At 71.6% G+C, this 25,409-nt stretch carries 22 protein-coding genes and 1 pseudogene; 15 read left to right on the forward strand and 8 right to left on the reverse strand.

All coding sequences use genetic code 11. The features are described 5' to 3' along the window. From AB0B68_RS07970 to AB0B68_RS08005, 8 genes are all read left to right on the forward strand, one after another. Nucleotides 1–352: methyltransferase domain-containing protein (locus AB0B68_RS07970; RefSeq protein ID WP_357258469.1), on the forward strand; the 352-nt coding region annotated here is incomplete at its 5' end. After that, complete coding sequence (locus AB0B68_RS07975) at nucleotides 352–1,659, forward strand: glycosyltransferase family 2 protein (RefSeq protein WP_357258472.1); 1,308 nt, start codon at nucleotides 352–354, stop codon at nucleotides 1,657–1,659. The genes AB0B68_RS07970 and AB0B68_RS07975, both read left to right, overlap by 1 nt. Further along, nucleotides 1,652–2,818 (forward strand): glycosyltransferase, encoded by a 1,167-nt coding sequence (locus AB0B68_RS07980; RefSeq protein WP_357258475.1) that lies wholly within the window; start codon nucleotides 1,652–1,654, stop codon nucleotides 2,816–2,818. The genes AB0B68_RS07975 and AB0B68_RS07980 overlap by 8 nt, the downstream gene beginning before the upstream one ends. Further along, on the forward strand, nucleotides 2,815–4,131 hold the full coding sequence (locus AB0B68_RS07985) for a hypothetical protein (protein ID WP_357196352.1): 1,317 nt from the start codon (nucleotides 2,815–2,817) through the stop codon (nucleotides 4,129–4,131). The genes AB0B68_RS07980 and AB0B68_RS07985 overlap by 4 nt, the downstream gene beginning before the upstream one ends. Further along, nucleotides 4,128–5,075 (forward strand): glycosyltransferase family 2 protein, encoded by a 948-nt coding sequence (locus AB0B68_RS07990; RefSeq protein WP_357258479.1) that lies wholly within the window; start codon nucleotides 4,128–4,130, stop codon nucleotides 5,073–5,075. Before AB0B68_RS07985 ends, AB0B68_RS07990 begins: the two co-directional genes overlap by 4 nt. Then, on the forward strand, nucleotides 5,075–6,274 hold the full coding sequence (locus tag AB0B68_RS07995) for a glycosyltransferase (protein WP_357196358.1): 1,200 nt from the start codon (nucleotides 5,075–5,077) through the stop codon (nucleotides 6,272–6,274). The genes AB0B68_RS07990 and AB0B68_RS07995 overlap by 1 nt, the downstream gene beginning before the upstream one ends. Beyond that, a complete protein-coding gene (locus tag AB0B68_RS08000) occupies nucleotides 6,274–8,283 on the forward strand; it encodes a hypothetical protein (protein WP_357196360.1) in 2,010 nt (669 codons plus the stop codon). The genes AB0B68_RS07995 and AB0B68_RS08000 overlap by 1 nt, the downstream gene beginning before the upstream one ends. Before the next feature lie 87 nt (nucleotides 8,284–8,370). Continuing rightward, on the forward strand, nucleotides 8,371–9,234 hold the full coding sequence (locus tag AB0B68_RS08005; RefSeq protein ID WP_357196362.1) for a TylF/MycF family methyltransferase: 864 nt from the start codon (nucleotides 8,371–8,373) through the stop codon (nucleotides 9,232–9,234). A 68-nt stretch (nucleotides 9,235–9,302) separates the two neighbouring features. Here AB0B68_RS08005 and AB0B68_RS08010 read toward each other — a convergent pair whose 3' ends face one another. After that, nucleotides 9,303–10,349 (reverse strand): LCP family protein, encoded by a 1,047-nt coding sequence (locus tag AB0B68_RS08010; protein ID WP_357207252.1) that lies wholly within the window; start codon nucleotides 10,347–10,349, stop codon nucleotides 9,303–9,305. A gap of 188 nt (nucleotides 10,350–10,537) precedes the next feature. Between AB0B68_RS08010 and AB0B68_RS08015 the strand changes: the two genes are divergently transcribed. The 6 genes from AB0B68_RS08015 to AB0B68_RS08040 all read left to right on the forward strand — a co-directional run bounded on the left by AB0B68_RS08015 (nucleotide 10,538) and on the right by AB0B68_RS08040 (nucleotide 16,402). Next, nucleotides 10,538–10,687: a peptidase gene (locus tag AB0B68_RS08015; protein WP_357207250.1), complete on the forward strand. Its 150-nt coding sequence runs from the start codon at nucleotides 10,538–10,540 to the stop codon at nucleotides 10,685–10,687. After that, on the forward strand, nucleotides 10,684–11,226 hold the full coding sequence (locus tag AB0B68_RS08020; RefSeq protein WP_355006645.1) for a hypothetical protein: 543 nt from the start codon (nucleotides 10,684–10,686) through the stop codon (nucleotides 11,224–11,226). Before AB0B68_RS08015 ends, AB0B68_RS08020 begins: the two co-directional genes overlap by 4 nt. Next, nucleotides 11,216–12,769: a glycosyltransferase family 2 protein gene (locus tag AB0B68_RS08025; protein ID WP_357258482.1), complete on the forward strand. Its 1,554-nt coding sequence runs from the start codon at nucleotides 11,216–11,218 to the stop codon at nucleotides 12,767–12,769. Before AB0B68_RS08020 ends, AB0B68_RS08025 begins: the two co-directional genes overlap by 11 nt. Nucleotides 12,770–12,775: 6 nt before the next feature. Beyond that, complete coding sequence (locus AB0B68_RS08030) at nucleotides 12,776–13,639, forward strand: choice-of-anchor P family protein (RefSeq protein WP_357258485.1); 864 nt, start codon at nucleotides 12,776–12,778, stop codon at nucleotides 13,637–13,639. Between the two features lie 6 nt (nucleotides 13,640–13,645). After that, a complete protein-coding gene (wecB, locus tag AB0B68_RS08035; protein ID WP_357207244.1) occupies nucleotides 13,646–14,806 on the forward strand; it encodes a UDP-N-acetylglucosamine 2-epimerase (non-hydrolyzing) in 1,161 nt (386 codons plus the stop codon). Nucleotides 14,807–14,932: 126 nt separating this feature from the next. Further along, nucleotides 14,933–16,402: an acyltransferase gene (locus AB0B68_RS08040; RefSeq protein WP_357207242.1), complete on the forward strand. Its 1,470-nt coding sequence runs from the start codon at nucleotides 14,933–14,935 to the stop codon at nucleotides 16,400–16,402. A 65-nt stretch (nucleotides 16,403–16,467) separates the two neighbouring features. Here the strand turns inward: AB0B68_RS08040 and AB0B68_RS08045 are convergent, their stop codons facing one another. The 5 genes and pseudogenes from AB0B68_RS08045 to AB0B68_RS08065 all read right to left on the reverse strand — a co-directional run. After that, on the reverse strand, nucleotides 16,468–17,670 hold the full coding sequence (locus AB0B68_RS08045; protein WP_357258488.1) for a putative sulfate exporter family transporter: 1,203 nt from the start codon (nucleotides 17,668–17,670) through the stop codon (nucleotides 16,468–16,470). Continuing rightward, nucleotides 17,670–17,816: a hypothetical protein gene (locus tag AB0B68_RS08050; protein ID WP_357207237.1), complete on the reverse strand. Its 147-nt coding sequence runs from the start codon at nucleotides 17,814–17,816 to the stop codon at nucleotides 17,670–17,672. Before AB0B68_RS08050 ends, AB0B68_RS08045 begins: the two co-directional genes overlap by 1 nt. A 174-nt stretch (nucleotides 17,817–17,990) precedes the next feature. Further along, the gene (locus tag AB0B68_RS08055) at nucleotides 17,991–18,071 is read right to left on the reverse strand and encodes a putative leader peptide (RefSeq protein ID WP_355006783.1); all 81 of its coding nucleotides are present in this window, start codon (nucleotides 18,069–18,071) and stop codon (nucleotides 17,991–17,993) included. 177 nt (nucleotides 18,072–18,248) lie between these two features. Then, the gene (locus tag AB0B68_RS08060) at nucleotides 18,249–20,042 is read right to left on the reverse strand and encodes an adenylyl cyclase (RefSeq protein WP_357208491.1); all 1,794 of its coding nucleotides are present in this window, start codon (nucleotides 20,040–20,042) and stop codon (nucleotides 18,249–18,251) included. A 533-nt stretch (nucleotides 20,043–20,575) separates the two neighbouring features. After that, a pseudogene (locus AB0B68_RS08065) lies at nucleotides 20,576–20,701 on the reverse strand (GlsB/YeaQ/YmgE family stress response membrane protein); the annotation flags it as partial. 463 nt (nucleotides 20,702–21,164) lie between these two features. Between AB0B68_RS08065 and AB0B68_RS08070 the strand changes: the two are divergent. After that, nucleotides 21,165–24,206, forward strand: coding sequence for a BTAD domain-containing putative transcriptional regulator (locus AB0B68_RS08070; RefSeq protein WP_357258491.1), 3,042 nt, complete (start codon nucleotides 21,165–21,167; stop codon nucleotides 24,204–24,206). 7 nt (nucleotides 24,207–24,213) lie between these two features. On the opposite strand, the gene AB0B68_RS08075 is transcribed toward AB0B68_RS08070, so the two are convergent. Both AB0B68_RS08075 and AB0B68_RS08080 read right to left on the reverse strand, forming a co-directional pair. Beyond that, complete coding sequence (locus AB0B68_RS08075; protein WP_355006634.1) at nucleotides 24,214–24,768, reverse strand: dihydrofolate reductase family protein; 555 nt, start codon at nucleotides 24,766–24,768, stop codon at nucleotides 24,214–24,216. A 73-nt stretch (nucleotides 24,769–24,841) separates the two neighbouring features. After that, nucleotides 24,842–25,408, reverse strand: a complete 567-nt coding sequence (locus AB0B68_RS08080) for a hypothetical protein (protein WP_357203981.1) — start codon at nucleotides 25,406–25,408, stop codon at nucleotides 24,842–24,844. Nucleotide 25,409: the final 1 nt, after the last annotated feature.

The raw sequence follows: 25,409 nt of genomic DNA on the forward strand, positions 1-25,409 counted from the left end.
CGCACACACCGCCCTCACCCCCGGCGGCTGGCTCGCCCTCGAAGTACCCAACATCGCCTCCGCCGCCGCCAACCGACTCGGCACCGACTGGCCCGGCCTCCAATCGCGCTACCACCGTTGGCACTTCGCCCCCGACACCCTGGTCCGGATGCTCGTGGAGTCCGGGTTCCGGGTGATCTCCCACGACACGGTCTTCTCCCGGTTCTACTGGCAACCGGCGGCACGGCTGCGCAACGCCCGCGATCTGCTGGTCGCCGACGTCGCCGCCAGCCGGTCGCCCCGGGTGACGCACCCACAACTCGGCGACCTGCTGCGGATCTTCGCCCGCCGCGACGACCGGGCGGTGTCCTGATGGGCGCCCCGCTGCTGTCGGTGCTCCTGATCAGCTGGAACACCCGCGAGCAGACCCGGCAGTGCCTGGAGTCGCTGGCCTCGACAGTCGACCCCGACCTGGACTACGAGGTGATGGCCGTCGACAACGGCTCGTCCGACGGCTCGGCCGAGATGCTCAGCGACCAACCCCGGGTCCGGCTGATCCGCAACAACCACAACACCGGGTTCGCCGCCGCCGTCAACCAGGCGTACCGCCGGGCGAACGGGCAGTTGATCCTGCTGCTCAACAGCGACATCCGGTTCCATCCGGGCGCGCTGTCGCGGATGATCGACCACCTGCGGGAGCGGCCGGACGTGGCGGGGGTCAGCCCGCTGTACCTCAACCCGGACGGCACCTTCCAGCAGCACTACGTCCAACAGCCCAGCTTCACCGCCACCATCGCGCTGGTGACCGCGCTGCGCCGGCTGCCCGGGTTCCGCCAGGCACTGCACCGGTTCCAGATGCGCGGCGAGGACTTCAGCCGCCCCCGGCAACTCGCCTCGGGCAGCTGCATGCTGCTGCGCCGCTCGGTGCTCGGACAACAGACCATCTTCGACGAGGCGTTCCCCGTCTACTGGAACGACGCGGTCCTCGCGCGGCAGCTCGACCAGGCCGGGCACCAGCTGTGGATGCTCCCGGACGCCGTGGTGACGCACAGCCGGGGCGCGTCCTGCCGGCTGCTCGGGCCGACCATCCGCTTCCGACACCTGCTGGGCAGCCTGGTCGGGTATCTGCGGTTGACCCAGCCCCGGTACCGGTTGCCGGTGTTCCGGGCCGCGCTGCTCGCCGACCACCTGGTCAAGCGGCTCCTCGGTCGATCCGTACAGCTGGGTCTGGGCGACCTGCTCGCCGCGCTGCGCGGCGACGTCGGTCCGCTGCCCGACGGTGACACCCGCGACTGGGTGGTGCTGTTCAGCCGGACCCGATGGTCCGTCGACGGGCATTCGGCGGTGCTGGGGAAGTTGGCCCCCGGGCAACGGTTGCTCTTCGTCGACCCGCCGGGACGCCGGCCGCGCTGGCGGTGCGAGGTGACCCCGATCGGTGCGGCGGCCTGGCACGCCGTCGCACCGACAGCGCTGCCGCTGGGTGATGCGGTGCCGCTTCTCAACTGGATCAACCGGCGGATCGCGGCCGGAGCACTGCGTGGCTGGCTGGACCGGCACGCGGGCGCCCGACTGCTGCGACTCGACGACGAGCGCGCCCGCCCGGTGCTCGGCCGCCTCGGCGAGGACGAGTTGCTGCCCGCCGAAGCGCCACGGCCGATGGAACGGTCGGGCCGTGGCTGAGCACACGAGCACCCTGCAACCGGCGACCGCAGCGGTCGTGCCGCCCGCCGACGGCGACCGCGACTGGGTGGTCATCTTCAGCGGCACGCCGTGGGCGAACGGCGCCCACCGGCAGCACGCGCTGGCCCGCGAGCTGGCCGTGGACCACCGGGTTCTCTTCGTCGACCCGACCGGGCACCTCCCGCGCTGGCGGGTCCAGGTCCGGAAGGTGGCCGACGGCCTGTGGCAGTGCGCCGGTCCGGCGCTGCTGCCGTTCGGTAGGCACCTGCCTCCGGTCAACCGGGTCAACCGCTGGCTCGCCGCGCGGGTGCTGGGCCGCTGGTTCCGCCGGCGTGGGGCATCCGTACGACTGCTCTGGCTGGACGAGGACCTGGCCGCGCCGGTCGCCGCCCGGCTGGACGCGTCCGCCGTCGTCTACGACGCCACCGACCTGGACTGGACGTTCACCCGCCCCTGGAACCGTTGGCACCTGCGCCGCGCGCTGCGCTCCGCCGTCGGCGCCGCCGACCTCGTCCTCGCCTCGTCCACCGCGCTACCCGACCGGATGCCCACCTCCGACCCGGCACCGGTGGTCCTGGCGAACGGATGCGACCCGGACCGCTTCTCGCCGGACGGCCCGGTCGCACCCTGGTTGCTCGGCCTGCGCCGACCACTGATCGGCTACAGCGGGGCGGTCGACACCCGGGCCTTCGACGCGGACCTGGTCGCCTCGGTGGCGCGCGCCCACCCGGAGTGGACGTTCGTGTTGGTCGGGCCGTCCACCCGGGCCGGCCGTGCCCCGCTCGCCGGACTGTCCAACGTGGTGCTTGTCGACGCAGTCCGCTTCGCGGACGTGCCGGGCATCCTGCGGGCCTGCGACGTCACCATGATCCCCTACCGGGTTGGTGGGCTGATCGACTACGTGCACCCGAAGAAGTGCTACGAATACCTGGCCCTCGGCAAGCCCGTCGTCGCGACGCCGCTGCCGGCGCTGCGGTCCCTGGGCGACACCATCGCCCTCGCCGGCGACCCGGCGAGCTTCGCCGCGGCGCTGGCCGACGCGCTGGACCGCGCCGGCGCGCCCGACGACGCCGCCCGACGCCGAGAGGTCGCCGCCCGCAACAGCTGGTTGGCGCGGGGCGTCCAGCTGCGTTCCCTGTTGGCGGGGTTGCCGCGATGAGAGTGCCGATCGTCGCGCCCGGTGTGGTGCTCGCCGGGGCCGCGCTGGGCGGTGTGGTGACAGTGGTCACCCTGCTGCCCGGGCCGGTCGGCCTGGCCGCCGCCGTCGGAGTGCTGTGTTTCGGCGCGTTCCTGCTCTGGCCCTGGGCAGTGCTGCCGGTCGGCATCATCGGCGGCGCCGTGGTGGGTGCTGTGCTCAGCGGCGGCGACGTGCGCGGCTACATCGCGGTGAAGGTGCTGCTGCTGGCCGCCGGCGGTGCCGCGCTGGCCACCCGCCACTGGCTCGGGGCGGAGCGGGGCATCCGGCGTACCGCCGCCGACGTGGGGATGCTGGTCCTGGTCGGGTTGACCGTCGTGGCGGCCACCTACGGCCTGGCCGTCGGCAACCTCCCGGCCGAGGTACTGGTCGCCGCGTACCAGGTGGCCACGATCCCGGTGTACTTCTTCGTCGCCACCCACACCCTCACCACGCCCCGTCGGATCCTGGCCGCCGGCATCCTGTACGTGGTGCTGGCGGGGGCCTTCACCGCCATCTCGGTGACGGCACCGGGGCGCCACGGCGGGCTCATCACCCTCATGGCCATCCCCGCGCTGATCTGGATCGCCGGTCGGGTGCGGGGTTGGCGTCGGGCCGGTGCCCTCCTGCTCGGCGGGTTCTTCGCCGTCGACGTGCTCCTCGCGTCGTACCGGGGGATCTGGCTCGCCGCGGCACTCACCGGGCTGATCATGCTGGTTCGTGGCGGTCGCACGGTCCGCACCGGCCTGGCCGCCACTGCCGCGGCGGCGGTCGCGGTGGCCGCGATCCTGGCCCTGCAACCAGGGGTACGGGAGCGCGCCACGGAGATCACCAAAGGGTTCGAGCAGTCCGCCGGTTACCGGGGGGTGGAGTCCGAGGTGGGCCTGGGCGTCTTCGCCGACCAGCCGTTGGTCGGGGCGGGCCTCGGACAGACCACGCCGGACATCTACCTGTCCGGCTTCACCTTCACCGACGTCGGTCCGGTGTACCACGCCTTCTACGTCACGGTGCTGGCCAACCTCGGGCTGGTCGGCCTCCTGCTGGTCCTCTGGCCGATCCTGCGCAGCATCCGCGTCGGCCTGCAAAGTCGGGACGGGATCGCGCTGCCGTTCGCGGCGCTGTGCTGCGGTTTCCTGGCCGCCGCCCTCTTCGCCGCGCCGACCGACGGGCACTGGGAGTTGGGCCTGTTGCCGGCGCTGACCCTCCTCACAGCACACCACGAGGGGACGCGGCTGCGGCGAACCGCACAACCGCCGCTGCTACGCGACGTCCTGGCCCGAACGGGTGTGGCGGCATGAGCGCGGCCGACGCCACCGCGGTGGTGGTCACCCACAACTCGGCAGGACAGATCGTCGCCGCCCTGAGCGCGCTGCGGCAGGCGCAGGTGCCGGTGCGGTTGGTGGACAATGCCTCCACCGACGCCACTGTCGAGCTCGTCCGACGCCGCTTCCCCGAGGTGACGGTCCTCGCCAGCCCCACCAACACCGGGTTCGCCACCGCCGTGAACCGGGCCGCGGCCGGGGTCGACACCGACGTCGTGCTTTTGGTCAACCCGGACTGCGTGGTCACCCCCGGTGCGGTGGCGGAACTGGTCCGGGTGCTACGCGACCGACCGTCGGTGGGCATCGCGGGGCCACGGCTCACCGACGCGCACGGCCGGGTCGCGATCAGCGCCCACCGCTTCGAATCCCTCGCCACGGTGCTGGCCAGCCGGTTCGGTGGGTCGCTGGTGCCGGTCTCGCTGCGACGGTTGCTCAGCGGTCGGCAGCGCCGGGCCGCGTACGACGCCTGTGTGCGCGGGGCGCAGCCAGTGGCTGTGGACTGGCTCTCCGGTGCCTGCCTGGCGGTGCGTCGCGACCTGTTCGAGGCAATCGGCGGCCTCGACGAGGGCTACTTCCTGTACTACGAGGACGAGGAGTTGTGCCTCCAGGCGGCCCGGCACGGTGCCCAGGTGCTGTACGTGCCCTCGGTGACCGCCGTGCACACCGGCGGGGCGAGCAGCTCCGACCCGGCCTGGATCTGGCCCCACCTGTACCGCAGCATGCTGCGGTTCTTCGCCCGCCACCGCGCCGGCACCCTGCGCGCGGTACGCGGCGTGGTGCTGCTGCGCGCACTGATCGGCATCGGACTGGCCGGGGCGCGGATGCCGGTGCAACCCCGGGCCGGGACGGCCCGGCTGCGCGCCTGGACCCGCGTCGGCCGAATCGCTGTCAACAGACCTGAAACGAGAGGAGGAGCGTGATGCACGTCCTGACAACGGTCGTCGGCAAGCGCACCGAACACTGGACGGACCTGTTCGACGTCCTGTGTGAACAGCCGGACGTCACCCTCACTGTGCTCGCCGCGGACGTGTCCCCGACGACCCGACGCGAACTGGCCCGGCTGGCCCGTCGACACCACCGGCTGCGGTACCACGTCGTTCCGCATCTGCTCGGCGAGTCGCTGACCGGGCACATGGCCTCGGTGCTGTTCCGGCTGCCCGGCCAGCACGACGTGACCACCGCCCGCCCCGACATCCTGCACGTCATCGGCGAGGCCGCGTACCTCACCACCTGGCAGGCGCTGCGGCTGCGTCAACGCTGCTGGGCCGGGGTGCCCACCACGTTGTACGCCGCGCAGAACGTGGTCACCCGCTTTCCGGTGCCGTTCCCCCGGATCGAGCGACAGTCCTACCTCTCCGTCGACCACGCCTTCCCGATCACACCCGCGGCGCTGAACGTGCTGCGGATCAAGGGTTACCGGGGCCCGGCCACGATCGTGCCGCTCGGCGTGGACACCCGGATGTTCCGGCCGCTGCCCACCGATCCGGTCGCGCGGCCGTTCACTGTCGGGTTCGTCGGGCGGTTCGAGCCACACAAGGGCGTGGTCGACCTGCTACGAGCCGCCGAGCTGATCGACTGCGACGTGTCGCTGGTCGGGGAGGGCAGCCTCGGCGCCGAGATCGAACGGGCCGCCGCGCGCCGACCGGGCCGGGTGCACCGGCACGGCTGGGCCGGGCACGCCGAGTTGCCCACGCTGCTGAACGACATGGACGTGTTGGCGATGCCATCGATCGAGGTGGTGCAGCGCAACACCCTTCCGTGGATCGGTATCCCGCTGCGCGAGCAGTTCGGCCGGGTGCTGGTCGAGGCGATGGCCTGTGGCGTACCCGTCGTGGGCAGCGACGTCGGCGAGATCCCCTACGTGGTGGGCGACGCCGGTCTCGTCTTCCCCGCCGGCGACGTCTCCGCGCTCGCCGCCCGCCTCGCGCGGCTGCGCGACGACCCGGCGCTCTCCGGCCAGTTGGCCAACCGTGGGTTGGCCCGCGCCGGCGCCGAGTTCGGCTGGGACCGGATCGCCGAGACCCTCTGCACGACCTGGCGCGGACTGCGGTCCCCGGCCCGGTCGCTGCGCACATCGCCCGCCGAGGCCGGGCACCCAACCAGAGAGGCGATCGCCTGATGAGCGCGTCGATAGATGTCAAAGGTCTGCTCGGTGCCTCCTGGCGCCGGGTGGGCGTACCGCTGCTCGGCCTGTGCGCGGGCCTGGCCGCCGCCCAGGGAGTGACCCAGCTCCTCCCTGCGCGCTACGAGGCGGAGGCCTCGGTGCTGGTCAGCGCCGAGCAGACCAACGAGGACGGACCGGCGGATCTGACCCTCGCGCAGAACCTCACGCCCACCATCGCCCGACTTGTCGGGTCCCGGGAGGTCGCGCTGGAAGCGGCGCGTTCACTGCAACTTCCCGAGCGGGCCGTGCTCGGTCACGTCAGCGGCGAGTACGAACTGGGCCTCCAGATCATCACCGTGCACGCGAACGCCGGAACCGGCACGCAGGCCGCCGCGATCGCGAACGCCGCCTCCCGCGCCGTCAGTCAACAGCTGGGCCGACTGGACATGGGCGGTTCCACCAGCATCAACGCACGGGTTCTCGACACCGCCAGCCCGCCGACCCGGCCGGCCTTCCCGCGGCCGCTGCTGAACGGCGTGCTCGGAGCCCTGGCCGGGCTGCTGGCCGGTTGGGGCGCGACCATGCTGCGCGACCGGTTCGACAGCCGGCTGCGCGACATCGGCCAGATCGAGGCGCGCCTGGGCCTGCCGGTGGTCGGGGTGCTGCCGAAGCTGCCGCGCCGCTTCGCCCGCCACCACGCCGCCGCGCTGTACGCCCGCACCAACGTCGCCGACGCGGTGCGCGCCACGATCTCGACGCTCAGTGTGCTCACCGCTCCCCTGCCCCGTCGTCGGCTGCTGGTGACCAGCGCGCACGACGACGACGGCAAGGCGTTGGTGACCGCCCTGCTCGGTCTCGGCATGGCCGATGAGCACTGTCGGGCCACGCTGGTGGACGGGGCGGTACGCGACCCGGTGCTGTCGGGACACTTCCCGGAGGCACCGCACACCTGGCAGCAGGTGCTGGCCCAGAAGTGCCCGCCGGTGCGCCTGGTCGACTTCCCCACCCTGACCGTGCTGCCGGCCGAGCCCCGCGAGGGCGCCGACACGGAGGCCCTGCACGAGCTGGGCGGCCTGCTCAACGCGCTGGGCGAGGACGAGGACTGCGTGATCGTCCACGCGCCGCCGATCCTGGCCGGACGGGAGATCTCGGCGTTCGCCCAGCACGCGGACGGCGTGCTGCTGGTCGTCCGCGCCGGCCGGACGAACCTGGACGACAGCACCCGGGCGGCCCGACTCGTGCAACAGCTCGGGCTGCCGCTGGCGGGGGTCGTGGTCATCGGAGCGGTGCCCCGACCGGACCACCGGTCGAGCAGCGAGCAACCGGCCCTGGTGCCGGGCGCGACCCAGGATGCCCTGGCGCTGCCGGCGACGAAGGCGGGCGCTCAGGGCGCGGTCATCCGTGAGCTGGTCAGCGCCCTGGTCGAGGACAAGTCTGGGCCGCCCGGACGGCACCGCCGACAGAGCTCGGGTGAGTCGGCCACGGCCGGCAGGACCGTCGAGGGTAGGACGGTCGAGGGCACGACGGTCGAGCGCACGCCCGTCCACCGCAAGCCGGTCGCAAGCGCGACGGCTGGCAGCGTGCCGGTCGAGCGTCACCCGGTCGAGAGCACCGGGGGCGGCGTCGTGGCGCCCCCGGAGGCACCGGCCGAGCCGACCCGGATCGAGGATGCCATCACCCAGCCGAACCCGGTGGTGACGGATGCCCCGGACCGGCCCGAGCACGTGCCGACGCCCACCGCCCAGCCCGAGCCCGCGGCTCCGGCCTGGGGTGGCTCCCCCGCCGTGGCGGGTGTTCTCGGCCGACCGTTGGCCCGGCCCGAGACGGCCTGGCGGTCACCGGTGGTGGAGGCAGCGCTGCCGGAGCCTTCCCCGGACGCCCCGGTGGCCAACCACACGGACCATTGGCCGGTCTTCGGGCAGGAGTTGCTGGCCGCCGGGCGGCCGAGTGCGGAACGACCCTCCACCGGGCCCGTGGTGCTGCGACGGGCGGTAGCCGTCGGGGACGCCGATCGCTGGGGCTGACGACGGCCGGAGCAACGGTCGGCTGCCCGCCCACGACAGGCGGCCCGACCAGCTGGCTACAAACGACACCGACAAGGAGACAGGCCGATGAGTGAGATGTTGATACCCACACAGGCGTCCGAGCCGTCGCTGGACGACCCCCGCGCCCTCTACTGCGATCTGCTCAAGAAGGCGTTGACCCGCTACGTCTTCCGCGAGACGTGGATGCCGTACCAGCCACGTCAGGGCTCCCTGCACGGCCGGATCCTTCAGCACGGCCGGCACCTGCTGCGACGCAAGGGCCTGGAGCTGGTGCTCCAGTTCCCGTTCGACGCGGAGGCGCGGGCCACCGGCCGGGACTGGCCGCCGGAGGCAGAGACCATGATCGGGCTGCGGCGGCTGGACAACCTGGAGCGATGCGTCAAGGACGTGTTGGAGCGGGGCGTGCCCGGTGACCTGATCGAGACCGGTGTGTGGCGGGGCGGGGCGGTCATCTTCATGCGCGGGATGCTGCGCGCCTACGGCGACCGGGACCGGACGGTGTGGGTCGCGGACTCGTTCCGCGGCCTGCCGAAGCCGGCTCCCCACCGGGTCGAGGACGTCGAGGACGCGCTCTGGCAGGTGCCCTTCCTGGCGGTGTCGTTGGAGCAGGTGAAGGCGAACTTCGAACGGTACGGGCTACTCGACGGCCAGGTCCGGTTCCTCAAGGGCTGGTTCTCGGACACCCTGCCGACAGCGCCGGTGGAGCAGATCTCGGTGATGCGTCTCGACGGGGACCTCTACGACTCGACGATGGTCGCGCTGCGCTCGCTCTACCCGAAGCTCTCCGTCGGAGGCTACGTGATCATCGACGACTACCACGCGGTACGTGGCTGCAAACAGGCCGTCGACGACTTCCGCGCCGAACACGGCATCGAGGACGAGCTGCACCAGGTGGACTGGACCTGCCGCTACTGGCGGCGGTCGCGCTAGACCTGGCCCCACAGAAGTCGGCGGGTGGGGGTCCTGGGGACCTCTCACCCGCCGACTTTTCCTCGTGCTCAGTTAACCGGCGGCGCCTGCGGGTTGGCCGCGACCCACTGCGCCACCCGGTCCTCGCGCAGTGCGGCGAAGAGCGCCGGGGCCCGGGCCTCGTCCAGCCGCACCGCGGACCCGGCCGGGGTCTGCAGGTTCGCGTCACTGAACGGGACGGTGACGAACTGGACGGTCTCCGGCTTCACCTTGCGCAGCACGAGGGCGAGGTCGGTGAGGTTCAGGTCGCGGTCGACGACAAGCGATTCGGCAGCGGTAGTGAGCACCCGGTCGAGGCGGGTCGGGCTGGTGAGCAGATCTGTCGCGGTGACCCGCTCGGCCAGGGCGCGTACCACGAGCTGCTGGTCGTGGATGCGGCCGAAGTCTCCGCCGGGCACGCCGTGCCGCTGCCGCATCAGGTCGTCGGCCGCCCTGCCGTCCAGGTCGTGGCAGCCGGCGGGCCAGGTGGTGCCGGTGTCCGAGGACTTGACGGTGTACGGCAGGCACACGTTGATCCCCTCCACCGCGTCCACCAGCTTGCGGACGGCGGCGAAGTTGGCCACCAGCACGCCGTCGAGTGGTAGCCCGGTGAGCTTGGCGACCGTCTCGGCGGCCAGGGCGGCCCCGCCGAACGCGAACGCAGCGTTGATCTTGTTGGGGCCGCCGGCCCAGGTCTGCCCCGCCGCGGGCACGTCGACGTAACTGTCCCGGGGGATGGAGACGACGGTGGCCGCCTCTCGCGCGGCGTTGACGTGCACCAGCATGATGGTGTCCGACCGCTGCCCGAGGTAGAGGGCCTGGTCCGGCTCGCCGTCGCGGGAGTCCGACCCGAGCAGCAGCAGATTGAGCGGCCCCGACTCCCACCTGCGGTCGTCGTGGGTGCCCTGGCCGAGGATGTCCTCGCGCTGGACCCGGCCCTCGTACCGGTGCTTCAGGCCGAAGCCGACGGTGACGAGGCCGGCGCAGAGTACGCCGAACATCAGGAGCAGGGCGAGGCCCGCCTTCTTCCACCCGGCCATCGCCCGCCACCTCGACGGCGCCGGCGTGGCCGTGCGTCCGGGGATACCGGTCACCATCTTGACCACCTCTGCACGAACTATCGGGACGCTGAACCTGTTGTGTGGCAAGGGATGCAACCGCTCGGGACACGTGCCTGCCACACTCATGAAGCATTTAATCACTCTTTAGGGTTTCTATGCCGCTTTATCCTCTTTGCCCGATTTGGCGGTGCCATTCTGGCCTTCGAGTTAGCGAGGGAGTTGGCATGTACGGAGTACCCACCAAGGGGCCACACATCGGAGGTGGCCTTGCCGCCACCGGGGTTGCCGTTCAGTCCTGGTTGCTGGTCGGCGTCGGGCTGGTAGTGCTGGGTATGGCACTGTGGCTCGTCGCCATGTTGGGCCGCGAGCGATGACAGGTTCCCGACGCGGGTCGTGGCTGCGCGCCAGCGCAGGTGGCCTGATCGGAGTCGCCGCCGCCGTCGCCATGCTCTGGCGGTGGCACGACATCGCCAGCGCGGAGGCGTGGCTGAACGCCCATCTCGTCAACGCCGTCGGGTTGGCGGACACCAAATCCATCGGCGCGGCCGTGATCTTCCCACTGGACGAGCGCTGGGTCGGCTTCATGGTCTCCAGCGGCTGCTCGGTCGCGATGTTGCTGATCCCGCCGATCGTGCTCGCGTCGACGTTGATCGGGTTCCGCCGCATCTCCCTGACGCGTGGACTCAACGCCCTGGCGATGGCCGTCGCGCTGCTGGTCACGGTGAACCAGATCCGACTCGGCGCGGTGGTGGTCTCGATGCAGACCTGGGGCTTCAAACTGGGCTACGAACGCAGCCACGTGCTGATCGGCTCGGTGATCACGACCGCCGGTCTGATCGCCGTCACGATCCTCTTCGTGGTCCTGGTCAGCCGGACCAAGCGGATCTCCGGGACGGTCGCCGGTGTCCACTGAGACGCAGTCGCTCGCCCTGCTCAACACCGCGGCGTTCCTGCTGTGCGTCAGCTTCTGCGCGTACGTGCTGAGCATCCTGGTGTTCCACCTGAAGAGCGGACGTAGTCGGGGCGGCAGCCCGGACGGCTTCGACTGGCACATCATCGTGCCGTGCCGCAACGAGGCGTCGGTCATCGGCGACACCGTGCGGCGTCTGCTCTGCGATTTCCCGCAGGCGACCGTCTGGTGCGTCGACGACGCGTCCGACGACGGCACGCTGGCCGAACTGGCGGCCTTCACCGACCAACCGCGGGTTCACGTGATCCAGCGTCAGCTACCGGACGCGCGACGGGGCAAGGGCGCCGCGCTCAACGCCGCCTGGCGACGCATCGATCAGTCGTTGCCCGCCAACGCGGACCGTGGTCGGGTCATCGTCGGGGTTCTGGACGCGGACAGCCGACTCGACCCCCAGGGTCCGGTGGCCCTCTCCGGCCGTCAGTACTTCGGTTCGGCGCAGGTCGGGGCGGTCCAGGTGGAGGTGCGGATGCTCCAGTGCGCGCCGCGCCGGTACGCAGAGCCGACCGCGGTCAGTCGCTGGGGACGGCTGCTGATCCGGCTCCAGGACATGGAGTTCCGCGCCCCGATCGCCGCCATGCAGTCGCTGCGGCGACGCACCGGCAGCGTGGCGATGGGCGGCAACGGGCAGTTCACCCGACTGTCTTTGCTCAACGAGATCGCCGACCAGCACGGCACACCGTGGCACGGCGCCCTCCTTGAGGACTTCGAGCTGGGCCTGCACATCCTGCTGGCCGGGGGCCGCACCGAGTACTGCCCGGAGAGCTGGGTGGCCCAGGAGGCGCTGACCCGGATCCGCCCGCTGGTGCGGCAACGCACCCGCTGGGCCCAGGGGTCGATGCAATGTGGCCGCTACCTCGGTCGGGTGCTGCGCTCGCCACGAATCGGCAACTCGGCCACCCTGGAGATCGCCCACTTCCTGGCCGCACCGTGGACCCAACTGCTCGGCACGCCGATCTACATCGCCTGCCTGGTGGTGATGTCCTACTACATCGACCACACGATGGGTGGACTGCGCGGCTGGTGGAGCAGTGGCGGCTGGGGCGTACCCCCGTTGGTGCTCGTCTTCGGCATCGGACCCTTCGCCCTGTGGGGCATCGTCTACCGGATCCGTTGTGAGCCGCAGCTGTCGATTCCCAAGGCCCTGCTGCTCGGCGTCTGCCACTGGCTGTACAGCTACGCACAGTCAGTGGCGGTCTGGCTGGCCTTCGCCCGCATGGTGACGGCCCGCACGGACTGGCAGAAGACCGCCCGCGCCTCCGATCCGCAGCCGGCCCCGGCTCGGGCCGTGGGTCGAGTGGCCGTCGGCCAGACGGCCGTGGGCCGGGCCGCCGTGCCGGCCCAGCCGCGCCGGGCCCAACCGGCACGCCGGTCGGGCCGCAACGACGGGCCACGGTCGATCCGACCACCCCGGCACCTGAGCCACCTCACGCACCTCACCACCACCCCCACCACAGACCGCCCCGCAATCGCCCACATCAGAAAGTAGACATCTATGCCACGAGTTAGATCCGGTCTCGCCCGCACCGCCGCGGTGCTGGCCGGTGGTCTCGCCATGGTCGTCCTGGCGGCCTCCCCGGCGATGGCCGACACCTCCCAGTCCTCCGCCTCGGCGCTTCAGATCAGCCTGCTCGGTGGTGGCCTCGCCAGCTCCGGCACGGCGTCGGCCACCAACGACGGCACCACCGAGTCGATCTCCGGTAACCAGAATCCCCCGCTGGCCGTGCTCGGCGCGCAGACCGTCATCACCGCCGGGGTGCTCGCCCAGAACGTCCGGGCCTTCAACGACGGAACCTCGGCGGCCTGCGCCGGCGTGCTCGGCACCGGCGGCTCGATCACCATCGGTCCCGGCGGGTCGTGCCTCGTCACGCCCGGCGCGGCGGTGACGCTGACCCTCGGTACCAGTGGCCTCGCCACGATCTCGCTCGTCGCCGACGCCATCTACTCGTCGTGCACCGCCACCAGCAGCCCGTCGGCGACCGGCACCGCGTCCCTGGTCAACGCCCGGATCGTCTCGACGCTGCTGGGTGTCGAGACGACGCTGCTCAACCTTCCGGTCAACCCGGCGCCGAACACCGGGCTGAGCATCCCGGGTCTGATCGACCTGACCCTCAACGGCCAGTCCACCTCGGGCGTCGGTCAGCTCACCGTCAATGCGCTGAACCTGACGGCGCTCGGTGGAGCGCTGGCCGGGGTCAGCATCGGCACGTCGAGCTGTGGCGCCAACGCGGTCGCTCCCCCCATTCCGGTGATCCCGCTCGCCGGGGCACCGCTCGCGCTCGGCCTCGGCGCACTCGTGGCCGGCACCACCGGCGGGTTCTCGCTCTACAGGCGTCGCCGCGCGGCTGCCAGGAGCTGACCCGACATGTGTGCGAGCAGCTCGACACCGCGAGAGGTCCTGATCCTCGCCGGCACCAGGCCGGAAGGAGTGAAGACCGCGCCTCTGATCCACCGTCTCCTCGATGATCCGAGGTTCACGGTACGGGTGGCGGATACCGGTCAACAGCCGGGACGCGTCGCCGAGGCACTCGCCCCGTTCGGTCTCCGCCCGGAGGTGAGTCTGCGCCCGCAACGGCGTACCGGCTCGCTCGCCGAACTGGCGGCGGCACTGATCACGGGCATCGACGAGCTGCTCACACACCACCGTCCAGCGGCGGTCGTGGTGCAAGGGGACACCACGACCGCCCTGGCCGGCGGGACTGCCGCGTTCTGGCGGCACGTCCCGGTCGTCCACCTGGAGGCCGGACTGCGGACCAACGACCTGGACCGGCCGTTCCCGGAGGAGGCCAACCGGGCCATGCTCGCCCGTATCGCCGCGCTGCACCTGGCACCAACACAGGCGGCCCGGGCGAACCTCATCGGCGAGGGCATTCGCTCCAGCGCGATCGTGGTGACCGGCAACACCGTCGTGGACGCCCTGCACGACCTGGTCGAGCGCGGCATGGCCCAGGCACCGGAATGGGTCGACCCGGCCCGCAAGCTCGTCGTGGCCACCGTGCACCGACGGGAGAACTGGGGCCACGGGGTGACGGCCACTGTGGATGGACTCCGTCGCCTGGCGCAGGCGTGCCCCGACGCCCAGATCGTTATGGTCGCCCATCCGAACCCGCAGCTCAGCGCGGAGGTCACCGCGGGCCTCGCGGGCGTGACGAACGCCCGGGTCACGCCACCACTGCCGTATCCACAGATGGTCGGGCTGCTGCGGACGGCCGACCTGGTCGTCACCGACTCGGGCGGGCTCCAGGAGGAGGCCGCCACCCTGGGGGTGCCGTTGTTGGTCACCAGGGAGACCACGGAACGTCCGGAGGCCCTGACTCCGGGCCGCGGCGAGTTGGTGGGCACCGATCCCGAACGGCTCCTGTCGGCCGGGCTCCGCCACCTCGCCAGTGGGCGGACCGCCGTCGTAGGGTCGCCGTTCGGTGACGGGCGGGCGAGTGACCGCTCTGTCGTTGCCCTGGCGGGGCTGCTGAACGTACCGGCCCGTCGGGTCGTGCAGCGTCGCCGCACCGCCGCCGCCGTCAGCTGACGTCGGCTGATCCGGACAATCAACCAAATTCCGGACAAACCTCCTCTATCCACTGATAATTGGCACATCGATCGGCGGCGCTCCGATCCGTCGGTCCAACAGTTCAGTGATCAGAGGAGTCGTCAGGTGCAGGCGAAGTTGAACGGGCAGCGTTCCGCGACGCTGCAGGGCAGATACTCCGCCCAGCACAACGCCTTCGGCGTCCTTCGCCTGGCGATGGCGTGTGGCGTGATCATCGCGCACGCCGGCCCGCTCGGCTTCGGCCAGCACAACCTCGGCGCGGCCACCTTCGGCCGGCAGAGCGACCTCGGCACCCTGTGCCTGTACGGATTCTTCCTGATCTCGGGCTTCCTCATCACCGACAGCGCGCTGCGCTCCACGCTGCGCCAGTACGTCCGCGCCCGCCTACTGCGGGTCTTCCCCGGGTTGTGGGCCTGCCTGCTGGTCACCGCGTTCGTCTTCGCGCCGCTGGCCGCGCTGTACGAGAACGGCAACCTCGACGGGTTCTGGGGGCACCCGGAGGGGCCCTTCGACTACGTCACGACGAACTTCCTCGCCTCGATGGAGCAGTTCCCCATCTCCGGGTTGCTGGCCGACACCCCGTACGGCCTGATCGTCGGCGGGCCGAGCGCGTTCGACGGTTCACTGTGGACGCTGCGGTACGACCTGGCCTTCTACGGGATCGTCGGTATCCTGGTGGTGACCTCGGTGCTGCACCGGGCACCTCGCGCGGTGCTCGTCCTCACCGCCGTCTGTTACGCCCTGGTCCTGCGCGACTTCTTCACGGCGCCGACCTGGAGCTCGCGTCCGCCGCAACACGGCGCGATCGGGCCGTTCCCGCTGCTCGGCGCGTTCGCCGCCGACTGGACGCTGATGCTCGGCTTCCTGTTCCTGCTCGGTGCCGCCGCCCGCCTGTACGCGCACCGGATCCCGATGACCAGGGAGCTGGCCGTGCTGGCCGGCGTCGCGTTGGCCGGCTCACTGTGGCTGGGCGGGTTCTTCGCGGTGGGCCTGCCGGCGTTCGCCTACCTGGTGCTCTTCGCCGCCGTCGCGCTGCCGAAGCGGCTGTCCGCAATCAGCCGCCGGCACGACTACACGTACGGCATCTACATCTACGGCTTCCCGGTGCAGCAGATGATCGCCCTGCTCGGCGGGGCCCGGTTCGGGATGCTCGGCTACATCGTGCTGAGCCTGCTCGGTGCCCTCCTGTTCGCCGTCCTCTCCTGGCATCTGGTGGAACGGCCCGCCCTCGGGTTCAAGACCGGCAGCGGACGCGCACGGCACCGGCGCGCGGGCCGCACCGCCAGCCCGCACGCCGTGCCGATCCCCAACCCGGTGAGCGTCAAGGGAGCCGAGGCGCGCGCCGGCCGGCACAAGGCGGGTGCCCGGCACAGCCGGTCGTCGAAGAACGCCCCCGCCACGGCAGCCACCCCGCGCCGCGCCAAGCGGCTCACCGGAACGGCGTCGTCGTTCCTGGCGGTGCCCGTACGGACCAGGAAGGACCTTCCGTTCGACCCGGTGAAGACGCCCACCTCGCACGCTCGGTCGGGTCGGTCACACCGCGCGCCGACCACCTCGACGACACCGCCCCGCTGACCACGCTGGGGCCGGAGCCAGGCTGGCTCCGGCCCCAGCACCGTCCGCAGGGGCGACCGGCTGACTCAGGCCGAGAAGTTCCGGAACAGCAGGGACGCCAGGGCGAGCGCCAACGCCAGGTTGAACACTGTGGCACTGGCGAACACCGCCACCGGTCGCCAACCCGCCTCCCGCAGCGACGCGACCCGGACCTCCAGGCCGATGCTGACGAAGGCCAGGATCAGGAACCACACGCGCAGGTCGTTGACGATGGCGATGGTGGCCTTGCCGTCCGCGCCAGTGGCGTCGAGGTACCAGGTGGCGATGACCGAGGCCGCGATGAAGCCGAGGACGAACTTCGGAAACCGCGTCCACAGCTCACCGAGGCCCGGTCGGGCCGCGCCGGGCCGCCGTTCCACCCGCAGTGTGAAGTACGCGGTGAGCGCGACCGCCACCACACCCATCAGGGCATTCTGGGTGACCTTGACGATGCTGGCGATCTGGAGCGCCTCCTCACCGGCGAGCGCTCCCGCCGCGGTGACCGCCGCCGTGGTGTCGATGTTGCCACCGATCCAGGCGCCGGCCACCGCGTCGGAGAGCCCGAACACGTCGGCCAACCAGGGCAGGACGAAGATGGACGGCAACGCGAAGACGATGACCAGACTCGCCGTGTAGGCCAACTGCTCGCGGCGCGCCCGCACGGCGCCGGCGGCGGCGATCGCCGCGCTGACCCCGCAGATCGACACCGCCGACGCGAGCAGCGCCCGCAGCTTGTCGTCGAGGCCGAACCTGCCGGCCAACCACCAGGTGAACAGGAACACCCCGCTGATCAGCAGAATCGCCTGGGCGATCGCCGGGCCGGCCGCGCTGGCGATGACGGCCAGGTTGATCGACGCCCCGAGCAGCACCAGACCGGTCTTGATGAAGAACTCGGTCCGGAACGCGGCGGCGATCCGGTCCCGCCACCCGAGCAGCGTGACGGCGACGTTGCCGAGCAGGCCGAGCAGGATCGCGTACACCGGGTACTCGATCGCCGCTCCGATGTCCTCGACGGTGGTGCCCTCGGCCCAGGCCGGGACGTTCTGCTCCAGGTAGCGGGTGAGCGCGGCGAGACCGACCACGATCAGCAGGCCGAGCACTGTCCACGCCCAGAACGCCCCGTCACGCGCCACATTTGTCGGCTCGGCGGGATCGGCTGTGGTCGACGACGTGTCGCGCTCGCTTTCGGTGGGCGGGTCGTCGGCGGAGGTGCCGGGCTCGTTGCCGGTGCGGGTCGCGTCGGCGGTCATCAGGGCACCAGCCCGGCGGGGATGGCACCGAGCAGGACCAGGGCAAGCAGGGCCAGGCCGAGGATGGTAGCCGCCCAGTCCTCGTTGAAAGCGAGCCGGGAATCTCCGGCGGTCTCCGGACTGGGCGGTGACGGATCGGTGGTCATGACGTACCTCCAGGAATGGCCCGATCCGGCCGTGGCGGGATCGGTTGAGGGCGAGCAAGGCAGGCGGGCCCCGGTGACCGCGCGAAGGCCGCCGGGCCGGTTGGACCACGGGGCGGCGCGTGATTCGGCAGCGGGGCCAGAGGAAGGGTGCGGGTGGTGCCAGCCGGTCGGTGGTCAGCGACCCGGACAGAGCTCGGAGGCGACCCGCATCAGGTCAACGGCCCGACGCGAGGTGAGGAACGGACCATCCGGCATTGGCCCATTTTCCTATCGACTCGATAGGAATTCAAGACCGTGAGCGAGATTCCTCGCCAGCCGTCGACGGCAAGTCGAGCTGGGCAACCACCCGCAGCAGGCCGGGGCCCCGACGAACCAGCCCAGAGGGGCCGGAGCCATCGCCGGCTCCGGCCCCGTCGGTACGCCCGATCCCCGCTACGGGGTCGGGTACTGGGTCAGATAGATCGGAGCACCGACCTTCGTCATATCGGCGGCGTCCCCGACGCCGTTGACCACATGGTCGATCGTGCCGGCGCTGAGGTTGACGGTCATGATGTGGTGCAGCCGCACCCCGGGCCGGCTCGGGACCTCGAAGCCGTTCTCGGTGTGGATCGACGGGTTGTTCTGGTTGAACACGTACACCCCGCCGCCGTACAGGGTGTGGTGACGCACCCGGTCACCGACCTTGTACCCGGCCCAGCCCTCGACCGCGCCGTTCATCCAGTCGGCCTGCGTCGGCGGGTCGTACGGCAGCTCGTTCTGGTAGAGGATCGTGGTGCCGTGCTCGCCGTTCCAGACCGTGTTGTAGCGCTGGAAGTGCTCGACGAAGAGGCCCGTCGCTGTCACGTGGTCGCCGTTGATGACGGCCCCGTAGCGGCCGGTGTTGGTACGCCAGCGGTCGGTGTCACCGTTGACGCCCTCGGTGAAGCCCTCGACGCCGTGATCACCACGCCACACCCAGGTGTGGTCGATGAGCACGTTGTCGCTGTTGACCTCCAGCGCGGTGTTCGTCCGCCCGATGTGCGGGCCGCCGACCCGGAAGTACACGTCGGAGAGCGTGGTCGGGTTGTGCGGGCTGCTCGCGTTGCGGCCGTGCTCACGTCCGACCCGCAGCAGGACCGGCGACTCGACGAGGCCGGCGTCGATCGTGACACCGGCGACGATCACCCCGGGAACACCGGCCACGTCCAGCGGGATCGCGCCGTTCACGGCGGTCAGCGTGGCGTGCCCGATCCCCAGCACCACGGTGTTCGGACGCCGAACCTCGATGCTGCGCGCGATGTCGTACGTGCCGGGCGTGAGCAGCAGGTGCTTGCCGCGCGCCAACTGGCTGTTGATGACGCGTACCGAGTCCGACGGCTTGGCGATGAAGAAGTCGCCGATCCCGATGGTACGCCCCGGCGTGATGCCGTCAGCCCAGGAGACGCCCCGGCTGTCGCGCTGCGCGGCGGGCACCCGCACCTGGTAGCGACCCTTGCCGTCGACAAAGAGGTAGGGCTTCTCCCGGCTCAGCGGGGTGGTCTCCAGGGTGGTGTACGGCGGGTCGGGGAACGTGGCGTCGTCCGGCGCGCCCTCGACCCCCGCGAACACCTGGTTCCACACCGCGTTGGACCAGCTGCCGACCTCACTGTTGCGGGTCAGCCACTGTTGCTGTGAACCGTTCGTCGTGGCCGGCAGCCGGGAGTCGGCGATGAACCCGCCGCTGGCGTACTGCGGGCCGGCGGTGCAGTAGTCCATCAGCGACAGACCGCCGCCGCCGATGTTCAGGCGGCGCATCGACACCGCCTGGGAGACCGCCCAGAAGTTCGCCGACGACCGGCAGTCGTCCTGGCCGGCCGCGTTGATGGTGAGCGAGAGGTTGGACAGGGTGCGCCAGAAGTTGACCAGCGCGAGGCAGTTGCCGGTGCCGCCGTCGGCGAGGCAGCGGTTGTAGACCTCCAGCTTGCCGTTGACGGTGACGTCGGTGGGCGAGGCGCCCAGGCCGGACACCTCGGTGTAGTAGCCGACCTTGGCCTGCAACGGCTGCGCGGCCGTGCCGTACGTGCCGGGCTTGAACAGGTAGGCGTGCCGCTCGGTGCCCATCTCGTTGTTGACCTGCCGGGCGTGCGCCGCGTCGAGGGTCTGCTGGATCTCGCCGACCGGCATGGACGGGTCGAAGATCGTCACGTTCGGACCAAAGTCGGGTGCGCCGTGCGTCGGGCGGCCGGCGCTGGCCACCGTGCTGGTCATCGTGGTGGCGGTGGTCAACACCAGGGCGAGCAGGAGGGTACGACCGGATCTCCGGCGTACGCGTCGGGACAGGGTTGTCACGTGGTTCGTCCTCTCCGCTGGCCGGCTTACTTCCGGCGCAGCTGGGGGCGGTGAGAGCGCTCTCTGACCCCGACGGCCGAAGGTGGTGTCGCACCGAAGGGTTGACATGTTTCTACCCCCTGAGCCGGCCGCGCGCCATGACCACGGACAAGCGAACTTCGGGCATGCGATGCGGGCCGGCTCGTTGTCAGCCCAGGCAGCACCGACGCAAGCATGCCCAGGAGGGCCTCGTGGTGGAGGCTGGTGCTGAGCGGCGCAGTTCCGTTCCCCTGAGACGTGCATCAGGCCGGGGCGCATTCATCACCGCACGGCAGACGGGTCGAAGGCCGGCCGGCCCATTCGAACGGTGACGCAGCGCCGGCCCACCCTCCTGCGGAGGGCGGGCCGGCGCGATGGCGCGAGAGGCGCGATGGTGCGAGAGGTCAGCGCACCCGGCGGCGGCCGTGGGTACCGGCGACCACACCGATGAGCAGTGTCAGCCAGATGGGGATGTTCTGCTTGCCTGGCACGACCAGCCGGCCCAGCGCGCCGATGACCAGGCCGATGATGATGGCGGCGAAAAAGCCGGAGATTTCCACGGAAAGCCGTCCTTCAAGAGAGAGATGTAGTCGACGGCTTGATTGCCCCAAGCAACCAACCCCAAAACATCCCCACCCCACCCCCACCCCAGCCCACGCGATCTTGCACTTTGTGCTGCCGCAATGCGGCTTACACCACATATGTCACCGCAGAAAATGCAAGATCGCGGGAGAGCGGGTCTCCCGCACGGCGGCAACCCCCTACGCCGTCGATCATGGAGTTGTGGTGGTGCACAGAACGGTTGTTCGCGGCTAAAGCGGCCACCACAAGTCCATGATCGACGGAGTGGGGGTGCGGGGGCGCGGGGCGGGGCGGGGGGTGCAGGGCCGGGCGGGGGGTGCAGGGCCGGGCGGGGCGGGGCGGGGCGGGGATCGGCGCTGGCGGGTCCCTCTGTTGTGCGGGGACGGGTCGGTGGTTTCCGTCCGTCGCGGTGTGCCTTTGGGTCGCCTGAGCGGCGCTAGGATGACCGCCGTGCAGTTCGGGGTGCTCGGGCCGCTCGCCGTGACCACGGACGTCGGCGAGCCGGTGGTGGTGCCCGGCACCAAGGTGCGGGCGTTGCTGGCCGATCTGTTGGCCAACCGCAACCAGGTGGTCTCGGCGGACCGCCTCATCGACGACCTGTGGGGTGACGACGCCCCCGCCAATCCGACCGGGGCCCTCCAGGTGCGGATGTCGCAGCTGCGCAAGGCGCTCAACGATGCCGAGCCCGGCGCCCGCGAGCTGGTCGAGTCCCGACCACCCGGCTACCTGCTGCGGGTCGACGCGGTCGACGTCGACCGCTTCGACGAACTGGCCCGCTGCGCCGACGTCGACAGGCTGACCGAGGCCCTCGCCCTGTGGCGCGGCGAGGCGTACGCCGACGTGGCCGACGCCGAGTTCGTGCGGGCCGAGGCGGCCCGCCTCGCCGAGCAGCGCCTCGTCGTTCAGGAGCGGTTGGCGCAGGCCCGGCTGGCCCGGGGTGAGCATGACCTGGTGGCCGCTGACCTGGCTGAGCTGGTCGCGAGGCATCCGCTGCGTGAGGGCCTGCGGGCGGTGCAGCTACGCGCGTTGTACGCGGCCGGCCGCCAGTCCGAGGCGTTGGAGAGCTACGCCGAGCTGCGGGCCCGCCTCGCCGAGGAGCTGGGCCTCGACCCCGGCCCGGAGCTGGTCGCCCTGCACCGCAGGATCCTCGAACAGGATGCCGGCCTGAACGCCCCGCCGAAGGCCGCGATCGTCCGGGGCAACCTGCCGGCCCCGCTCGACGAGTTGATCGGGCGGGACGAGGCGCTGGCCGAGCTTCGGGCGCTGCTGCCCCGGCAGCGGCTGGTCACGCTGGTCGGCCCGGGCGGCGTCGGCAAGACCCGGCTGGCCACCGAGACGGCCCGAACGGCGTCCTATCCGGACGGCGTCCGACTGGTCGAGCTGGCGCCGCTCCCGGCCGGTGACGCCCGCGTCGCCGAACAGGTCCTCGCCGCTCTGGGCGCACACGAGGCCGCCGGAACAACCCAGTCCCCCGCCGACCGGTTGGTCACGGCCCTGCGGCACCGGCAGTTGCTGCTCGTGCTGGACAACTGCGAACACGTCATCGAACCGGTCGCCGAGCTGGTCGCCCGGCTGCTGCGCGACGTGCCCGGGGTGAGCGTTCTGGCCACCAGCCGGGAGCCACTCGGGCTGACCGGTGAGCGGCTCTGGGAGGTACCCCCACTGCCGGTGCCCGACGACGGTGACCTGGACGCGGTCCGGCGCTCGGCGGCGGCCCGGTTGTTCGTCGCCCGCGCCGCCGCGCAGCAGCGCGGTTTCCGCCTCGACGGGCCGACCGCGACGGCGGTGGCCCAGCTGTGCCGCCGCCTCGACGGGCTGCCGCTGGCGTTGGAGCTGGCCGCGACCCGGGTCCGCGCGCTGGGCGTACGCGGGGTGGTGGACCGGCTCGACGACCGGTTCCGGCTGCTCACCTCCGCGCAGCGGGACGTGCCACAGCGGCAGCGGACGCTCACCGCGGTGATCGGTTGGAGCTGGGACCTCCTGGACGAGTCCGACCGGGTGGTGCTCGCCCAACTGGCGGTGTTCCCGGACGGCTGCACCCCGGAGGCTGCCGAAGAGGTCTGCCGAACCGACCTGGACGCCCTCGCCCGGCTGGTGGACCGATCGCTGGTAGTGCTCGACGACTCCGGCGCGGCCCCCCGCTACCGGCTGCTCGAATCGGTGGCCGCCTTCTGCCTGGACCGTCTCAGCGACGCCGACGAGGTACGTGGGCGGCACGCCTCCTACTACACCGAGCTGGCCGAACGCGCCGACCCCGGGCTTCGCGGGGCCGACCAGCAGCGGTGGCTGGCGCTGCTCGACACCGAGCTGGCGAACCTGCGGTCGGCGCTGGCGCACGGTGGCGGGCTGCGCCTGGCGGTCGCACTGAGCTGGTACTGGTTCCTGCGCGGCCGACTCACCGAGGCACGGCGGGCGCTGGCCGTGCCCGGCGACGCGGAGCAGGAGGCCCGCGCCGCACCCTGGCGGGTCGGCTTCGCCCTGTCGCAGGGCGAGGTGATCGCACCGGACGACGTGCGCGACGCAGTGGCCGCCGACCCGGACAGCCACGCCGCGTGGTTCGCTGCCAACGCGGTGATCGAACACGGCGACCTGGCCCTGGTCTCGGAGCTGCTACCGACCGCCGCCACCGACGCGTGGACCGAGGCGGCGGTGCTCACCTCCCTGGCGCACATCGCCCACGCCAACGGTGACCAGGCCACCCTGGAGCGCACAGCGACCCGCAGCGCCGCGCTCTTCGCCGACCTCGGTGACCGGTGGGGTCGGCTCCGGGCGACGGAGTGGGTGGGTGGGCTGGCGGATATGCGCGGCGAGCACGAGCGCGCCGCCGCGCTGCACCGGGAGGGGCTGCGCTGGGCCGAGGAGTTGGCGCTGTGGCCGCAGGTCTGCGCCGAGCTGTCCTGGCTGGCCTGGCTCGCCGTGCAGACCCGCGACTACGCCCAGGGTCGGGAACTGGCCGAGCGCGCGTACGACCTGGCGGTGGAGCAGGGCTCGCCCGGCGCGGTGATCTTCGCGGAGATGAGCCTTGGGCTGGCCGCCCGCCGCGACGGCAAGCTCGACCTGGCCGTCACCCACCTCAGCCGCCTCGCCGACCTGGGCCGGGGAGAGAGCCAATCCGCGCTCTACCTGCCGATGGTGCTGGTGGAGCTGGGCTACGCGGTCGAGCAGGGCGGCGACCCGGACGCCGCGTTGGCCCTGCACATCGAGGCGTTCGAGGTCGCCGAGGCGATGGCGACGATGCGGGACGCGGTCGGCCCGCTGGAGGGGATGGCGGCGGCGGTGCGCTCCCCCGAGGTCGCCGCCCGGCTGCTGGGCGCCGCGGCCGCCGCCCGGATCGCCACGCAGTCCCCCGCCGCGCCGGCCGAACGCGACGACACCGACCGGGTGACCGCACGCCTGAGGGCCGAACTCGGGCCGGAACGTTTCGACGCGCTGCTCGCCGAGGGCGCGCGGCTGAGCCCGGGCGAGGCCCGGGCCCAGCTCTGACCGGTGTTCAGGAGGTCACCTTCGGCTGGTACGAGGCGACGATCACGCCGCTCTTGTGCACCCGGGTGTCGACCAGGTCGAACGATGCCTTGACGTCGGCCAGCGGCGTGGTGAGGCTGGGGCCGCCCTCCAGCACCGGGTGGATCCAGAACCGGACCTCGTCCACCAGGCCCGCCCGGATCAGCTGGGCGGTGACCGAGCCGAAGCCGTACTGGATGATGTTCTTGCCCGGCTGGGCCTTGAGCGCGGTGACCGCCTCGACCAGATCGCCCTGGAGCACCTCCGTGTTGTTCCAGGTGGGGTTGGTCAGGGTGGTCGAGGCGACGTACTTCTTGACGTTGTTGAAGTACGCGGCGCCCGTGGTCGGGTCGCTCTCGTCCCTGGTCGGCCAGGCGGCGGACATGCCGTCGTAGGTGGCCCGGCCCATCAGCATCGCGTCGGCCTCCTCGGTCTGCGCCCCGGCGAGGCCGGCCGCCTCCTCGTCGAAGTACGGCATGGTCCACATCGGGTTCTCGATGACGCCGTCGAGGGTGATGTAGGTCGAGTTGACGAGCTTGCGCATCGGGATCTCCTGGGTGTCTGTCGTGCTCTCCGGTGACACCCAGAACTCTGCCGGAGCCCGCTTACGATTCGCTTCAGGTGCGCTTACCGGCGTCGTCGACGGGGCCCTGCGCCGGGTCGGCCGACGGGATCGGCAGCGCCTGCGGGGTCACCGTGCCGCCGGCCGTCGAGTGGGCCGGGGCGGGGCGGTCACCGCCGCGGCTGTGCAGCCGTCCGCGCCCGGCCGGACCGGGCCGCCGGGTCACCTCGACGGTCACCATCCGCACCGGCGGTGGCGGCGCGGTGAAACGCCCGACGCCCCACCGCACCCAGATCGGGATCCGGCCGGCGTCCGCCTCCGCGCGCAGCTTCTGCACCGTACGGGCCCGGTCGGTGTGGTCGACCTCCACCACGACGGGCGGACCGTCCGGACGGGCACACGCCACGTCGAGCACCGAGTGCCGCTGCTCCAGCGGCGGTGGCAGCGGCAGCACGCTGGGCGCGCGCCGGTAGACCCGCCAGCCCTGGGCCTCGGCCCACCGCACCACCGAGTCGATCACCCGCGCGGTGACCTCGTCGGTGTCCAGGTCGACGAAGGTGACCTCGGCCAGCCAGCGACCCAGGTCCGCGGCCAACCGCTCGTCCTGCGCCGCGACCTCCACC

This window comes from Micromonospora sp. NPDC049049, assembly GCF_040649115.1.
Lineage (GTDB): Bacteria > Actinomycetota > Actinomycetes > Mycobacteriales > Micromonosporaceae > Micromonospora.

Excerpts from the sequence above, each read along its gene's own strand:
- AB0B68_RS07990 (WP_357258479.1), top strand. The coding sequence starts at position 4,128 with ATGAGCGCGGCCGACGCCACCGCGGTGGTGGTCACCCACAACTCGGCA.
- AB0B68_RS08030 (WP_357258485.1), top strand. The coding sequence starts at position 12,776 with ATGCCACGAGTTAGATCCGGTCTCGCCCGCACCGCCGCGGTGCTGGCC.
- AB0B68_RS08015 (WP_357207250.1), top strand. The coding sequence starts at position 10,538 with ATGTACGGAGTACCCACCAAGGGGCCACACATCGGAGGTGGCCTTGCC.
- wecB (WP_357207244.1), top strand. The coding sequence starts at position 13,646 with ATGTGTGCGAGCAGCTCGACACCGCGAGAGGTCCTGATCCTCGCCGGC.
- AB0B68_RS08070 (WP_357258491.1), top strand. The coding sequence starts at position 21,165 with ATGACCGCCGTGCAGTTCGGGGTGCTCGGGCCGCTCGCCGTGACCACG.
- AB0B68_RS08045 (WP_357258488.1), bottom strand. The coding sequence starts at position 17,670 with ATGACCGCCGACGCGACCCGCACCGGCAACGAGCCCGGCACCTCCGCC.
- AB0B68_RS07975 (WP_357258472.1), top strand. The coding sequence starts at position 352 with ATGGGCGCCCCGCTGCTGTCGGTGCTCCTGATCAGCTGGAACACCCGC.
- AB0B68_RS08010 (WP_357207252.1), bottom strand. The coding sequence starts at position 10,349 with ATGGTGACCGGTATCCCCGGACGCACGGCCACGCCGGCGCCGTCGAGG.
- AB0B68_RS08000 (WP_357196360.1), top strand. The coding sequence starts at position 6,274 with ATGAGCGCGTCGATAGATGTCAAAGGTCTGCTCGGTGCCTCCTGGCGC.
- AB0B68_RS07995 (WP_357196358.1), top strand. The coding sequence starts at position 5,075 with ATGCACGTCCTGACAACGGTCGTCGGCAAGCGCACCGAACACTGGACG.
- AB0B68_RS08020 (WP_355006645.1), top strand. The coding sequence starts at position 10,684 with ATGACAGGTTCCCGACGCGGGTCGTGGCTGCGCGCCAGCGCAGGTGGC.
- AB0B68_RS08050 (WP_357207237.1), bottom strand. The coding sequence starts at position 17,816 with ATGACCACCGATCCGTCACCGCCCAGTCCGGAGACCGCCGGAGATTCC.
- AB0B68_RS08055 (WP_355006783.1), bottom strand. The coding sequence starts at position 18,071 with ATGCCGGATGGTCCGTTCCTCACCTCGCGTCGGGCCGTTGACCTGATG.
- AB0B68_RS08005 (WP_357196362.1), top strand. The coding sequence starts at position 8,371 with ATGAGTGAGATGTTGATACCCACACAGGCGTCCGAGCCGTCGCTGGAC.
- AB0B68_RS07985 (WP_357196352.1), top strand. The coding sequence starts at position 2,815 with ATGAGAGTGCCGATCGTCGCGCCCGGTGTGGTGCTCGCCGGGGCCGCG.
- AB0B68_RS08060 (WP_357208491.1), bottom strand. The coding sequence starts at position 20,042 with ATGACCAGCACGGTGGCCAGCGCCGGCCGCCCGACGCACGGCGCACCC.
- AB0B68_RS08075 (WP_355006634.1), bottom strand. The coding sequence starts at position 24,768 with ATGCGCAAGCTCGTCAACTCGACCTACATCACCCTCGACGGCGTCATC.